Below are 13,847 nucleotides of genomic sequence, written 5' to 3' on the forward strand. Positions count from 1 at the left end.
CAAAAACAGGGGTTCGGTTGACTTTCAATCAAATAGAATGATAATGCTTTGTCATTCAGAAAAATTGAAAGATGTGACGATGACCATCCCGTTTCGCCGTCCCATTCCGTTGCTCGACAATGACGTGCTGCGCACCTTCGTCGCCATCGCAGAAACCGGAAATTTTTCGACCGCAGCCGAAACCGTCTTTCGCACGCCGTCCGCGGTTTCCATGCAGATCAAGAAACTGGAAGAACAGCTCGGCGTGACGCTGTTTCGCCGCGATGCGCGCTCTGTGACGCTGACGCAGCATGGCGAAATGCTGCTGTCCTATGCGCGTAACATCCTGGCGCTCTCCAACGAGGCGGTATCGCGCTTTATCATGCCCGAGCTCAGTGGCGTTGTGCGGCTCGGCGCGCCCGAGGATATTGGCGAACGACTGCTGCCGCAGATCCTGAAGAGTTTCGCAGAGACCTATCCGGGCATCATGGTCGACGTGACGATCGACATGAGCATCGGCCTGAAAAAGCGGATGGAGGAGCAGCGCCTCGATCTCGCACTCATCAACTGCGCGACGCGGCCGTTCCCGACCAATGGCGAGGTCGTCTATCGTGAGCGGCTCGTCTGGGCAGGCGCCAAGTGCGGTTCGGCCCATCGCCGCGATCCGCTGCCGATCTCGATCTGGGAAGACGGCTGCATCTGGCGGCAGGAAGCGATCACCCAGCTCGAGCGCAATAAGCGGCCCTATCGTGTGGCCTATCTCAGCGCCCACACGATGGCGCAGCGCGCCGCCGTGGTCTCCGATCTCGCCATCGCGCCTCTGCCGCTCTCTTATGTCAGCGATGACATGGCGATCCTCGGCATCCAGGAAGGGCTTCCGGAACTGGGCTCGTTCGATATCCAGCTGCTGACGGCATCGCAGATGACGGGGCCGATCGAGACGGTCGCCGACAGCATCCGCGCATCCTTCGCAGAGAGGTCTAAAGCAGCGGCTGCCTGATTTCGCTTAGCCGGTGAACTTTTCGCTCACGAATGCGTTATCCCGCCCGGGCGGCTTCAGCCGTTCGGGCTTGATTTCAAAAAAGGATTTCGCACATGACGACCACGGGTAAAATAGCATCCGCCTTGATGATCCTTCTTGCGCTTTCTTCTTGCGCCAACACGATCCGTGGCGTGGGCAGGGATACGGCAAATGCCGTCAATGCCACACAGGATGCTGGCCGCAGTGTCGATCGGGCCGCGAAGAGGTAATCGATTTCAGATCTTCGAAGCAGGATAGGCTTTTTCCAGCCCGCCGGATCGGGTCAGCCCGGTCCGGAATGCGGCATAGGCCGGGTGCTGGCTGGAACGCGCCGCTTCCATTAGCCTGATCTGCAGCCGGGCAGGTGCAGCTTCCCCGAGCCACTTACCGAGGGTTTCGAGCTTCAGCGAATTGAGGAAGCGAGAGGTAGAGGCAAGGTCCAGATGACGGTGCAGGCCCTCCAGCAGGTTATCGTCCTGAACAGGATTTTCCATCAGCAGCGACAGATAGGATGTGTCGGCTTCGGAAAGCGCCGCAAGTTTTTCCGCGACGGTATCGCGATCGGGGAAGGGTACCGTGCCAGTCATAACGAATCGTCCAATTCTTGTTGCCGGGACGGTTTATAGACTGGCCTTGACCTTCTCGGCTACATCGGCCGGAACCCAGCGGCTCCAGAGTTCCTCGTAATTCTGCAGGAAATAAAGGGCGGCATTTTCGTTGTTCTCTCCGTTTTCGTCCTGCCAGGCCAGCACCTGGCTAATGGTTTCGTTATCCCAGCTGCGCGCCTTCAGGTAGTTCATGACGGGGCCGGCGCGGTCGGCAAAGGACCGGGTCATCAGCGTGAAGGCCTGCGACACCGGATAGGCGTTCACCTTGGGATTGGCGCAACCGCGAACAGAGGTGCAGGCGTCCCATTCGGCCTGGTCATGCGGCACGCCGAAACCGAGTTTCTTCAAGTCATACTTGCCGATGACTGCTGTTGGCGACCAGTAATAGCCGAGCCAGCCAACCTTGTTGTCGAAGGCGCGGGCAATTGAATCGTTAAAATCGTCGGGGGTGCGGCTGTCGACCAGCGCAAACCCCAGCTTGCCGGCATTGAGTGCCTTGAAGAGGTTGCGGGTCGAGATCTCGCAGGCCCAGGATCCCGGACAATTATGGACGACGGCGTGTGAGGGATCGTCGATATCGGGAAAAAGTTCCGGATGCTTCAGTGCATCTTGTACCGAGCCGATATCGGGATTGGCATCGGCGATGAATTTGGGAATGTACCAGCCTTCGATCGCCCCGTCGGCAAGGATTTCGGCGCCCTCTACCAGCCGGCCCTCCTTGATGGCGGTATCGAGCTGCGGCTGGACGGCCTTTGTCCAGAATTCCGAGGCGATATCGGGGGTGCCCGTGCCATTCATGGAGGCGAAAGTCGGCAGCGTGTCACCGTCGACGATCGAGACCGAGCAGCCGTAGCCTTTCTCGAGGATGAACTTGTCGAAGCTCGCGGCAATGCCCGCGGAGCCCCATCTCATTTCGGCAATCGAGACCTTGCCGCATTCGGCAGCCTGCGCCTCACCAGTTCCCGCATAAAGACAGACGGCAAGGATGAGCGACGTGAAAAATGTCTTCATTATAAGTCCCCGAAATTTTATAGGATCGAACGTGCATGCACCGGGGGCAATTAGCCGACAAATCTCTCCGCCGCTTCAGGTGCCCATCGCCCGGCCGGAACATGCTCGGCGGGCCTTCCTGTCTGCGGCGCCGTTCGTCTGGTTTTCCGGCGGCTCGTCGCTGGCCATTTCTATCGATGGTTGATTATGAGCAAGCCTAAGGATTTACGATAAGAAATCAACTCCCTTTTCTGTCTTCCCTCAGTCACTAAATTATTGAATCCGAAGAATTTATGCCGGCATCCATGGCGGTGCGACCCTATACGCGACGGAGGCAGATGCGCCCCTCGGGATGAGCTGAAAGCGGTTTCAAATGAGAGAAATTAGAAAAAGTGCAAAAAAGGTCGAAATTCGCGTTAAGGCGGGCGTTCAATAACCATCCAGTAAGAATGTGCCGTTATCACTTGTGACGCGGCGGGGGACAACCGCTGCTTCTCCGGATCAGGTAGAGCGTCCCGGAGAAAGCGAGCTTCATCGCGTAATGGTGAGGGCGTCAGCGTTTTATGGCAAACCGCGTTGGGCTTATGGCCTGATCGCGGTTTTCGCATTTCTGGCTCTCTGTTGACCGGTCCGCAACGCTCATTGTAGGCCTGCGGGAAACGCTTCACGGATAGACCTCAATGACCAGAGCCATCATGCTGCAGGGAACCGGCTCGGATGTCGGCAAGACGGTGTTGGTGGCGGGCCTTTGCCGGCTGGCTGCCAATCGCGGGCTGAAAGTGCGCCCCTTCAAGCCGCAGAACATGTCGAACAACGCGGCAGTTTCCGACGACGGCGGCGAGATCGGCCGGGCGCAGTGGCTGCAGTCGCTGGCCGCGCGGACACCTTCCTCGGTGCATATGAACCCGGTGCTGCTGAAACCGCAGTCGGAGAATGGCAGCCAGATCATCGTGCAGGGCAGAGTCTTCGGGCAGGCGAAGGGGCGCGATTATCAGCGGCTGAAGCCGCAGCTCCTCTCTTCCGTGCTGGAGAGTTTCGCCAGGGTGTCGGAAGATGCCGACCTCGTCATCGTCGAAGGGGCGGGATCGCCGGCCGAGATCAATCTCCGGGCCGGCGATATCGCCAATATGGGCTTTGCGACGCGCGTGAACGTGCCGGTCGTACTCGTGGGGGATATCGACCGCGGCGGGGTGATCGCTTCGCTCGTCGGCACCCATGCGATCCTGACGGAAGAGGACCGGCGGATGATATCAGGCTATATCATCAACAAGTTCCGCGGCGATGTGAGCCTGTTCGACGACGGGATCGCGTCGATCAGGGCGTTTACCGGCTGGCCCTGCTTCGGCGTCGTGCCCTGGCTGAAGGCGGCTGGGCGGCTGCCGGCTGAGGATTCCGTTGTGTTGGAGCGGCTTGCAAAAGGACCAGCTGGCGCGCTGAAGATCGCCGTGCCTGTTCTGCCCCGCATTGCCAACTTCGACGATCTCGATCCGTTGCGCACCGAGCCTGATATCGAACTCGTCTTCGTGCGATCAGGCGAGCGGCTGCCAGGCGATGCCGGGCTCATCATCCTGCCAGGCTCGAAATCGACGATATCGGATCTCAGTGATCTCAGGGCGCAGGGATGGGATCGTGACCTTGCCGCGCATGTCAGGCGCGGCGGCCGGGTGATCGGCATTTGCGGCGGCTACCAGATGCTCGGCCAAAGGGTGCGCGATCCGCTAGGCATCGAAGGGGCGGTAACTGATATCGAAGGGCTTGGCCTGCTCGATGTCGATACAGAGATGGCGCCGGAAAAGACCGTGCGTAACAGCAGCGCACGCTCTTGCCAGTATGAGGTGCCGCTCTCGGGTTATCAGATCCACCTCGGCATCACACGAGGCACGGATTGCGAGCGCCCGGCGGTTATTGTCGATGGCCTGCCTGATGGGGCGGTTTCGGCGGACGGGCGTATCATGGGCACCTATCTGCACGGGCTGTTCGGTTCGGATGCCTATCGGGCCAGGCTTCTGGAAAGCTTCGGGCTTTCGGGGGAGCGGGCGAATTATCGCCAAAGCGTCGATCAGGCACTGGACGAGGTTGCTGGCGAGCTGGAACACGCCCTCGATGAGCGTTTTCTTGCCGGCCTCCTCGGCGACTAGATTTCCCCCGAAACTTCGCGGCGGCGGCGGTCGAGCTCTTCGCTGTAGCGACGCAGCGTGTGGCTTTCGCTGAGCTGGCCGATCACCTTGCGCTCGATCAGATTGTTGACGACTGCGAGCGCTTCGCTTTCGGTCTTGTCGAAAATCGCGGCCGCTTGCTTGGCATTCATCTGCGGCTGCAGGAAGTCGTTTTTGTAGCGGATGAAATCAGCAAGGTTCTGGGCTTCGTCCTGCGAACTGGTGGGATTGGCGTAGATTTCCGGGACGAGCACGAGACCCGCATATTTGTCGCTGTCGTCAACGAGGATGACGCGCTGCGTCGACCCGATCGGGTAGGCCGCCTTGAAGTCGTCGAGCGTCATGCTTTTTTTGGCCGTCTTCACATCGGCGCGCATCAGCTTGTCGACGGTCAGGTTTCTGATCCAGCCGACATCATGGGCGCTGCGAATGCTCTCACCCCGCAGGTGGAAGCGCCATGTGGCGAAGGAGTAGCCGAATGTGGTGCGCACCACGAGCGATGACGTGATCACAGCCGCGAGCACCAAGGCGGTGATCGGAAAGTCGCCGGTGATCTCCAGCGCCAGGAAGGTCATGGTCAGCGGTCCCCCGATGACGGCAACGGCGAGCGAGCTCATGCCGACGACAGCGTAGATGACCGGCGTCAGCGTCGCATCGGCGAAATAGGGGGCCGAATAAGCAAAGAGCTTGCCGAGCAGGGCGCCCATGAAGAGCGAGGCGAAGAAGAGGCCGCCTCTGAAGCCGGAGCCGATCGAGACGGCGGACGCGATCGATTTCAAAAGGAACAGGCCGACGAGCGCGGGGATCGTCACTTCATTAGCGAGGTTCAGATGCAGCGCGCCATGGCCGGCGGCCAGAACCTGCGGTGAAATCAGCGCCAGCAGGCCGACGACGATGCCACCAAGCGCCGGGCGGAAGGGCAGCGGGACGGAGCTCTTGCGCGCCAGTTCCTCGACGAAGGCGACGCCCTGCATGAGGAGGATACCAATGCCGGCGCAGAAGGCGCCAAGGGCGATCGCCGGCACGTAATCGGCCGGCTGGACAGCGCCGAAACTGCCGACATCGATGACGAAATCGCTGCCGGCCAGCAGGCGGGCAACCAGCGTGGCGACGAGGGCTGCGACGACGACCGGCGTCAGCGAGACGATGGCATAGGTGCCGATGATGAGTTCGAACGCGTAGAAGGCGCCGGTCAGGGGCGCATTGAAGGCGGCGGCGATGGCGCCGGCCGCACCGCAGCCGACGAGAATGCGAAGATCCGCTCGGCGAAGCTGCAGCTTCAGTCCGAATTTCGAGGCGATGCCGGCGGCAAGCTGCGTATAGCCGGCTTCGAGACCGACGGAGGCGCCGAAGCCGTTGGAGACGACGTTCTGGACGGCCACGAGGATGCTGTCGGTCAGCGACAAGCGGCCGCCATGCAGCGCATTGGCCTCGATCGGGTCGACCATCGGCTTCTTGCGCCACTTGGCGAGAATGAAGATCAAGAGGCCAAGCAGGATGCCGCCTGCGAAAGGCGCCGTCATCAGCAGAAACTGATTGTCGATCTGCGAAGCGCTGAGCCGGGTCTCGGTCGCGATCCCGAAGATCAGCTTGTGCATCTCCTCGGAGATAAAACTCATGGCGCTGACCGCCAGTCCTGCAGCGATGCCAACCAGCGCGCCAGCAAAGACCAAGCCCATTTCGCTTTGTCTTACGAGGGCACGCAGACGCCCCAAATCGAAAATGGTGGTGAGGGGCCGGAAGCGGCGGATATCCATTCGGGAGAGCATCATAGGAGAACTAGGCGGCAGGAGGAACGGTCAAGGTGACGGGCGGCATCCGCATGCTTGCCAATTGCGGCAAAATACCGGCCGAGCAGTAAAGTTTTTATGACGTAAGTTTTTGAATAAACACGATAATCTTGGTAGTGTAAGTCGAGATGAACGGCTTTGGCTCGTTGCACGGCAATTGACATGGGGGTTGCACGCGCCTAACCATGAAACCACATAATGGATGGTTCCGGATCGGCCTTACGCCTTCCGGATGAAAAGGGAATGTGACGGGGCGGACCCAAGCCGGGCGCCTTCATCACAGCCGACCCCGCGACTGTAGAGCAGTCAGGGTCTTCCGGCCGGCATTTGGGCCGTTAAGCTGACAGCCTGCGTGGTGCAGGCGGGCAGAGCGGGCAAGTGCCGGAAAAGCCACTGGAAATGCATCGTGATCAGCCGAGGCAGGACGCCTCTATTTCTACGAATCGTCCGCCTTTTCACGAGACGCAGCCGGGAAGGCGAGGCAGATCCGCTGGCACGATCAGGGGCGACCGCATCAGGTCGCCCCGGTCGCGGCCGATAACTGCGAGCCAGGAGACCTGCCATCTGTGCCGGGCATCAAGCCCAAATTGGGCATTTGCCCGCTGCCAGCACGGAGGTTGTCTTGGCTGAAGGATATGGTTCGGCACTGCGTCGTGTGGTGCGCATGGGTTTCCCCTTCTCCCCCGCGGGTAGAAGGTGGCCCGAAGGGCCGGATGAGGGGACCTCGGGACGTGTTGTTTTCTCCCCCCTCGTTCCTGTGCTTGCAGGAATACAGCCACCGCGCGTCTGCGCCGTGAATGAATCAGCGCTATCGCAGAATGAGTCTCTCCCGCCCAAGGACTTGGGCAGGCTGGATTCCTGTGACAAGCACAGGAATGAGGGGTGTGGGGAAGGCCGTGCCCATCCTCAACGGTCGGTGTCGTTATGACCGTCACCTTCATCCTCGGCGGCGCACGCTCCGGCAAATCCCGTTTCGCCGAAAACCTCATCACCACAGGTGGCCTCGAGCGCCATTACATTGCCACCGGTCGCGCCTGGGACGAAGAGATGCAGGCACGCATCATCAAGCACAAGGCCGATCGCGGCCCGTCCTGGACTACGCATGAAGAGCCGCTCGATCTCGCCGAGCGCCTTGCGGCCATCGATGCAGAGGGCAGGGCAATCCTCGTCGATTGCCTGACTTTATGGCTTACCAATCTGATGATGGACGGGCGCGATATCGCCGCCCAGTCTGCCGCGCTTGCCGCATTTCTTCCCACGGCAAGGGCACAGCTCGTCATCGTTTCCAATGAAGTCGGGCTCGGCATCGTGCCTGACAATCGCATGGCGCGGGAGTTTCGCGACCATGCCGGCCGATTGCACCAGATGATCGCGGCTTCGGCCACAGATGTTTATTTTATCGCAGCGGGTCTGCCGCTGAAAATGAAGGGTTAGTTCCATGCAGCAGAAGATTCCCGCAACCGTCATCACCGGCTTTCTCGGCGCCGGCAAGACGACCATGATCCGCAACCTGCTCACCAATGCCGGCGGCAAGAAGATCGCGCTCATCATCAATGAGTTCGGCGATCTCGGCGTCGATGGCGACGTGCTGAAGGGCTGCGGCGCGGAGAACTGCACCGAGGACGACATTATCGAGCTCACCAATGGCTGCATCTGCTGCACGGTCGCCGACGATTTCATTCCGACCATGACCAAGCTTCTGGAGCGCGACCAACGCCCCGACCATATCGTCATCGAAACGTCGGGCCTCGCTTTGCCGCAGCCGCTGGTCGCCGCCTTCAACTGGCCGGATATCAGAAGCGAAGTCACCGTCGACGGCGTCATCACGGTGGTCGATAGCGCGGCTGTTGCCGCCGGCCGTTTTGCCGACGATCACGATGCCGTCGATGCGCGCCGTGTCGAGGATGAATCGCTCGATCACGAAAGCCCGATCGAGGAGCTCTTCGAGGATCAGCTGACCTGTGCCGATCTGATCGTGCTCAACAAGACCGATCTCATCGACGCCGACGGCCTCGGCCGCGTGAAGAGCGAAGTCGCCTCGCGCATTGCCCGCAAGCCCGTGATGATCGAAGCCAGGAACGGCGAGGTGCCGGCAAGCGTGCTGCTCGGCCTCGGTATCGGCACGGAAGAGGATATCGTCAACCGCAAATCCCATCACGAGCTGGAGCATGAGGATGGCGAGCCGCACGACCACGATGAATTCGACAGTTTCGTCATCGAGCTTGGCGCTGTCTCGGATACCGCCGGTTTCGTCGAGAAGCTGAAGGGTATCATTGCCGAACACGACGTGCTGCGCTTGAAAGGCTTCATCGACGTTTCGGGCAAGCCCATGCGCCTGCAGCTGCAGGCCGTGGGTGCCCGCATCGACCAGTATTTCGACCGCGCCTGGGCCCCGGGCGAAGCGCGCAACACGCGCCTCGTCGTCATCGGTCTGCACGAGATGGATCAGGACGCGATGCGCAAGGCGATCGAGGCGCTCATCTGAGGACATCGAATGCATCTGCTTCTCGCCCAGCAGGGAACGATCAGCGACGGGGAAGAGGCGATCGACCTCGGCCAGTCGCCGGGCGACATCCTGTTCCTGTCGGCTGCCGACACCGAACTCGCGTCGATTGCCGCGGCTCATGCCGGCGGAGCGACGGGGCTTACGCTCCGGCTTGCGAGCCTGATGAGCCTGAAGCATCCAATGTCGGTCGACACCTATGCGGAGCGGACCGCGCGGCATGCGAAGCTGATCATCGTGCGGGCGCTCGGCGGGGCGAGCTATTTTCACTATGCGCTGGAGGCACTGCATGCGGTTGCGGCACGCAATGGGGCGCTGATTGCGGTGCTGCCGGGCGATGCCAAGCCGGATGCGGGCTTGACACCGTTTTCCAATGTGGCGCTCGACGATCTCAACGCGCTCTGGAGATACCTGATCGAGGGCGGGGACGCCAATGCGCGGGGCTTTCTGGCCTATGCGGCAGCGATGCTCTCGGGAGCGGAGAAGCCCGCACCGGCCGCGCCGCTGATGAAAGCCGGAATATGGTGGCCGGGGCGGGGGCTTGTCGGAGTTGAGGAGTGGCGGCGGCTTGTTTCGGGCGTTTATTCCGTAGCCAGTGAAAGCGTGGCACCCCCCTCTGTCCTGCCGGACATCTCCCCCACAAGGGGGGAGATCGGCAAGCGGCAGGACCATCGCCCTACGTCGGTTGTTTGGGGAGAAGCCCTCCACGATTCGATCTCCCCCCTTGTGGGGGAGATGTCCGGCAGGGCAGAGGGGGGTATGGTAGCGGAGGAGGGGTTTGAACCCCCAGTCGTCGCCATCGCTTTCTATCGTGCCCTTGTCCAAAGCGGCGAAACCCGCCCTGTCGAAGCCCTAATCGAAGCCTTGCAGGCGCAAGGCCTGCGCCCGCTGCCGGTCTTCGCCTACAGCCTCAAGGACCCGGTCTCCAAAGGCATCCTCGAATCCATCTTCGCCGAACTCAAGCCAGATATCGTCATCAACACGACAGGCTTTGCCGTTTCCGCACCCGGCGCCGATCGCGAACCGACCGTGCTGGAGGCGAATGACGCCATCGTGCTGCAGGCGATCTTTTCCGCTTCGTCGCGAGATGCGTGGGCTGCCTCGTCCCAAGGGCTCTCGGCCCGCGATCTCGGCATGAATGTCGCGCTGCCGGAGGTGGATGGCCGCGTGCTATCGCGCGCCGTCTCTTTCAAGGCGGCGGCGCGTTACGATGCTGCGGTTGAAACCAATATTGTTTCCAGCGAACCGGATGCCGGGCGCATGACATACGTGGCCGCACTTGCCGCCAACTGGGCACGGCTGCGGCGGAAAGTGACAGCGGAGCGCCGCATCGCGCTCGTCATAGCAAATTACCCGAATCGTGACGGACGGCTCGGCAATGGCGTCGGGCTCGATACGCCCGCCGGGACGATCGAGGTGATGCGGGCGATGGAGAAGGCCGGTTATTCGGTCGCCGATATTCCCGCCGATGGCGATCACCTGATGCGGCATCTGATGGCGGGGCCGACCAATTCCGGTTTCGAAGGCAAGGTGGTGCGCGAGACGCTTTCCTTGAGTCGATACAAGCGCTTCTTCGCCTCTCTTCCCGTTAAGATTCAGGATGAGGTGACGGCCCGCTGGGGCGATCCCGAGGCCGATCCTTATGTGCGCGAGGGCAGTTTCGCGCTGTCCTTTGCCCGGTTCGGCGGCTTGCTCGTCGGTATCCAGCCGGCGCGGGGCTATAATATCGATCCCAAGGAAAGCTATCACTCGCCCGATCTCGTGCCGCCGCACGGCTATTTCGCCTTCTACGCTTTTCTCCGCCGGGAGTTCAGTGCCGATGCCGTCATTCACATGGGCAAGCATGGCAATCTGGAATGGCTGCCGGGCAAGGCGCTGGCACTGTCGGAAGCCTGCTATCCGGAGGCCATTCTAGGGCCGTTGCCGCATCTTTATCCCTTCATTGTCAACGATCCGGGCGAGGGCACGCAGGCCAAGCGCCGTACCGCTGCCGTCATCATCGATCATTTGACGCCGCCGCTGACGCGGGCCGAAAGCTATGGGCCGCTCAAGGATCTGGAGGCGCTGGTCGATGAATATTACGAGGCTTCCGGCGGCGATCCCAGGCGCATCCGATTGCTGTCCCGGCAGATCCTGGAGCTTGTTACCGATATCGGGCTGGATCGGGATGCGGGGATTGCCCAGGGCGAGGCCGAAGGCGAGGCGCTGAAGAAGCTTGATGCCTATCTTTGCGATCTCAAGGAAATGCAGATCCGTGATGGGCTGCATGTATTCGGAGTGTCGCCAGAGGGGCGGTTGTTGACGGATCTCACCGTGGCGCTGGCCCGCGTGCCGCGCGGGCTTGGCGAGGGTGGGGATGCGAGTTTGCAGCGGGCGATTGCGGGGGATGTGTTGAAAAAACCCTCCCCAACCCCTCCCCACAAGGGGGAGGGACTTACCGTTGAGCTTACGGCCGTCGCCGAGATCAAAGCCGACGGCGCAACGGTGCGCCCAGCAAGCCCCTCCCACCTGTGGGGAGGGGTTGGGGAGGGGTCTTCTTTTGACCCTCTCAATTGCGACATGGCTGCCCCCTGGATTGGCCCACGCCCGGCTATCCTCGCAGATATCATTGATGCCCCCTGGCGCACGAACGGCGACACGGTAGAGCGCATCGAGCTGCTCGCAGCAAAACTGGTTTCCGGTGAACTCGCCTGCCCAACCCTCTGGTCCCGAACCAGATGCGTGCTCGATGAAATCGAAGGCCGCCTCAAGCCCTCCATCCTTGCCTGCGGCCCGGCCGAAATCGCCAGCCTGCTGCGTGGCCTCGATGGCCGTTTTGTGCCGCCCGGTCCATCGGGGGCGCCGACGCGCGGGCGGCCCGATGTCTTGCCGACGGGGCGAAATTTCTACTCCGTGGACAGCCGCGCGGTGCCGACGCCGGCGGCCTACGAGCTCGGCCGGAAATCCGCGGAACTGCTGATCCGCCGTTACGCACAGGATCACGGCGAATGGCCCGTCTCATTCGGGCTGACGGCCTGGGGAACCTCCAACATGCGCACTGGCGGCGACGACATCGCCCAGGCGCTGGCGCTGATCGGCGTCAAACCTGTGTGGGACATGGCTTCGCGGCGCGTCACGGGCTACGAGATCATCCCACCGGCTATGCTGCGGCGGCCGCGAGTGGACGTGACATTGCGTATTTCCGGCTTTTTCCGTGACGCTTTTCCCGAGCAGATCGCCCTATTCGACAAGGCGATCCGCGCTGTTGGCGCCTTGGATGAGGATGCGGCCGACAATCCGATAGCCGGGCGCATGCGTGGCGAGGCGGCGCGGCTTGCCGAGGCCGGGCTCGATGAGAAGGCGGCGGCGAAGCGGGCGGGTTATCGTATCTTCGGTTCCAAGCCCGGTGCCTATGGTGCGGGTCTGCAGGCGCTGATCGACGAGAAGGGATGGGAGCGGCGGGCTGATCTTGCCGAAGCCTATCTCGTCTGGGGCAGTTATGCCTATGGTGCGGGCGAGGAAGGGCGGGCCGAGCGCGGCGTCTTCGAGGAGCGGCTGCGTTCCATCCAGGCCGTCGTACAGAACCAGGACAATCGCGAACACGACCTGCTCGATAGCGACGACTACTACCAGTTCGAAGGCGGCATGGCGGCGGCGGCCGAAGAACTCGGCGGTGAGCGGCTGGCGATCTACCACAATGATCATTCACGGCCGGAAAAGCCGGTCATTCGTTCGCTCGAAGAAGAAATCGGGCGGGTGGTGCGCGGGCGCGTCGTCAATCCGAAATGGATCGAGGGCGTCATGCGCCACGGTTACAAGGGTGCCTTCGAGATTGCGGCGACCGTCGATTATCTCTTTGCCTTTGCGGCGACGACCGGTGCCGTCGGCAATCATCATTTCGAAGCGGTCTATCAGGCCTTCCTCGCCGATCCCAAGGTGCGCGATTTCATGGCCGAGAAGAACCCGGCCGCGCTTTCCGAAATGAAGGAGCGGCTGATGGAGGCGATCGAGCGCAAGCTCTGGACGCCGCGCAGCAACTCGGCGCAATTCGATCTTACTGACATCAACGAACCAAGAAAAGAGCAGGCAGCCTATCATGAGCGAAGAGCCCGTCGTACCAGCCGAAAAGGATGATGCCCGTCACGCCGAGAAGATGGCGAAGAAGAAGGCCGCCCGCGACAAGATCATGGCGACCAAGACGGACGAGAAGGGGCTCGTCATCGTCCATACCGGCAAGGGCAAGGGCAAGTCGTCTGCCGCTTTCGGCATGATCTTCCGGCATATCGCCCACGGCAAGCCTTCTGCCGTCGTGCAATTCATCAAGGGCGCCATGTGGACCGGCGAGCGCGATCTGATCGAGAAGCATTTCTCCGACGTCTGCCAGTTCCATACGATGGGCGAGGGTTTCACCTGGGAGACGCAGGACCGGGCGCGGGATGTGGCGGCTGCCCGCACTGCCTGGGAAAAGGCCAAGGAGCTGATCCGCGACGAGCGCAATTCCATGGTGCTGCTCGACGAGATCAATATCGCGCTGCGCTATGACTATCTCGACATCAATGAGGTGGTGGAATTCCTGAAGAGCGAGAAGCCCTACATGACGCATGTCGTGCTGACGGGTCGCAATGCCAAGGAAGAGCTGATCGAGATCGCCGATCTGGTGACCGAGATGGAACTGATCAAACATCCCTTCCGCTCCGGTATCAAGGGGCAGCCGGGCGTGGAGTTCTAAAGCAATTCCAGCAAAAGTGCGTGGCTGTTTGCGTCCGGACTTGTGTGAAAGAAGAGCAGTTTCAGCATCCGGAATTGCGGAGAAACAAAGCC

General features: G+C 61.3%; 10 protein-coding genes and 1 riboswitch. Of the genes, 7 read left to right on the forward strand and 3 right to left on the reverse strand.

Translation table 11 applies throughout. The annotated features are described in order from the left end of the window. The first annotated feature begins 37 nt into the window (after positions 1-37). Together FHX08_RS03585 and FHX08_RS03590 are read left to right on the forward strand one after the other, a co-directional pair. Positions 38-979 (forward strand): LysR family transcriptional regulator, encoded by a 942-nt coding sequence (locus FHX08_RS03585; RefSeq protein WP_409527387.1) that lies wholly within the window; start codon positions 38-40, stop codon positions 977-979. A 95-nt stretch (positions 980-1,074) separates the two neighbouring features. Continuing rightward, entirely contained in the window at positions 1,075-1,230 is a 156-nt protein-coding gene (locus FHX08_RS03590; protein WP_007813980.1) for an entericidin A/B family lipoprotein, read from the forward strand. A 6-nt stretch (positions 1,231-1,236) separates the two neighbouring features. On the opposite strand, the gene FHX08_RS03595 is transcribed toward FHX08_RS03590, so the two are convergent. Further along, positions 1,237-1,587 carry a hypothetical protein gene (locus FHX08_RS03595; protein WP_184326870.1) on the reverse strand — a complete coding sequence of 117 codons (351 nt, stop codon included), beginning with the start codon at positions 1,585-1,587 and terminating at the stop codon, positions 1,237-1,239. A 33-nt stretch (positions 1,588-1,620) separates the two neighbouring features. Next, the gene (locus FHX08_RS03600; RefSeq protein ID WP_132653926.1) at positions 1,621-2,619 is read right to left on the reverse strand and encodes a glycine betaine ABC transporter substrate-binding protein; all 999 of its coding nucleotides are present in this window, start codon (positions 2,617-2,619) and stop codon (positions 1,621-1,623) included. Positions 2,620-3,278: 659 nt separating this feature from the next. Here FHX08_RS03600 and FHX08_RS03605 point away from each other — a divergent pair. Next, positions 3,279-4,736, forward strand: a complete 1,458-nt coding sequence (locus FHX08_RS03605) for a cobyric acid synthase (RefSeq protein WP_132653927.1) — start codon at positions 3,279-3,281, stop codon at positions 4,734-4,736. Here the strand turns inward: FHX08_RS03605 and FHX08_RS03610 are convergent. Then, on the reverse strand, positions 4,733-6,523 hold the full coding sequence (locus FHX08_RS03610; protein ID WP_132654326.1) for a chloride channel protein: 1,791 nt from the start codon (positions 6,521-6,523) through the stop codon (positions 4,733-4,735). The two genes, FHX08_RS03605 and FHX08_RS03610, sit on opposite strands and share 4 nt — an antisense overlap. A 207-nt stretch (positions 6,524-6,730) precedes the next feature. Further along, positions 6,731-7,124: riboswitch (cobalamin riboswitch) on the forward strand. Positions 7,125-7,468: 344 nt separating this feature from the next. Here FHX08_RS03610 and cobU point away from each other — a divergent pair. Genes cobU through cobO form a run of 4 tightly spaced genes read left to right on the forward strand, consistent with a single transcriptional unit; the run spans position 7,469 to position 13,755 of the window. Next, positions 7,469-7,978 carry a bifunctional adenosylcobinamide kinase/adenosylcobinamide-phosphate guanylyltransferase gene (cobU, locus tag FHX08_RS03615; RefSeq protein WP_132653928.1) on the forward strand — a complete coding sequence of 170 codons (510 nt, stop codon included), beginning with the start codon at positions 7,469-7,471 and terminating at the stop codon, positions 7,976-7,978. A gap of 4 nt (positions 7,979-7,982) precedes the next feature. Beyond that, positions 7,983-9,029 carry a cobalamin biosynthesis protein CobW gene (cobW, locus tag FHX08_RS03620; protein WP_132653929.1) on the forward strand — a complete coding sequence of 349 codons (1,047 nt, stop codon included), beginning with the start codon at positions 7,983-7,985 and terminating at the stop codon, positions 9,027-9,029. Positions 9,030-9,038: 9 nt separating this feature from the next. Further along, the gene (gene cobN, locus FHX08_RS03625) at positions 9,039-13,160 is read left to right on the forward strand and encodes a cobaltochelatase subunit CobN (RefSeq protein WP_184326871.1); all 4,122 of its coding nucleotides are present in this window, start codon (positions 9,039-9,041) and stop codon (positions 13,158-13,160) included. After that, the gene (gene cobO, locus FHX08_RS03630; protein ID WP_132653931.1) at positions 13,123-13,755 is read left to right on the forward strand and encodes a cob(I)yrinic acid a,c-diamide adenosyltransferase; all 633 of its coding nucleotides are present in this window, start codon (positions 13,123-13,125) and stop codon (positions 13,753-13,755) included. Before cobN ends, cobO begins: the two co-directional genes overlap by 38 nt. Positions 13,756-13,847: the final 92 nt, after the last annotated feature.

The organism is Rhizobium sp. BK529 (genome assembly GCF_014194105.1).
GTDB lineage: Bacteria > Pseudomonadota > Alphaproteobacteria > Rhizobiales > Rhizobiaceae > Rhizobium.

What these genes read in the sequence shown, in the direction of transcription:
- FHX08_RS03585 (WP_409527387.1), top strand. Translation starts at nt 38, where the DNA reads ATGATAATGCTTTGTCATTCAGAAAAATTGAAAGATGTGACGATGACC.
- FHX08_RS03590 (WP_007813980.1), top strand. Translation starts at nt 1,075, where the DNA reads ATGACGACCACGGGTAAAATAGCATCCGCCTTGATGATCCTTCTTGCG.
- FHX08_RS03605 (WP_132653927.1), top strand. Translation starts at nt 3,279, where the DNA reads ATGACCAGAGCCATCATGCTGCAGGGAACCGGCTCGGATGTCGGCAAG.
- cobN (WP_184326871.1), top strand. Translation starts at nt 9,039, where the DNA reads ATGCATCTGCTTCTCGCCCAGCAGGGAACGATCAGCGACGGGGAAGAG.
- cobU (WP_132653928.1), top strand. Translation starts at nt 7,469, where the DNA reads ATGACCGTCACCTTCATCCTCGGCGGCGCACGCTCCGGCAAATCCCGT.
- FHX08_RS03595 (WP_184326870.1), bottom strand. Translation starts at nt 1,587, where the DNA reads ATGACTGGCACGGTACCCTTCCCCGATCGCGATACCGTCGCGGAAAAA.
- FHX08_RS03610 (WP_132654326.1), bottom strand. Translation starts at nt 6,523, where the DNA reads ATGCTCTCCCGAATGGATATCCGCCGCTTCCGGCCCCTCACCACCATT.
- cobW (WP_132653929.1), top strand. Translation starts at nt 7,983, where the DNA reads ATGCAGCAGAAGATTCCCGCAACCGTCATCACCGGCTTTCTCGGCGCC.
- cobO (WP_132653931.1), top strand. Translation starts at nt 13,123, where the DNA reads ATGAGCGAAGAGCCCGTCGTACCAGCCGAAAAGGATGATGCCCGTCAC.
- FHX08_RS03600 (WP_132653926.1), bottom strand. Translation starts at nt 2,619, where the DNA reads ATGAAGACATTTTTCACGTCGCTCATCCTTGCCGTCTGTCTTTATGCG.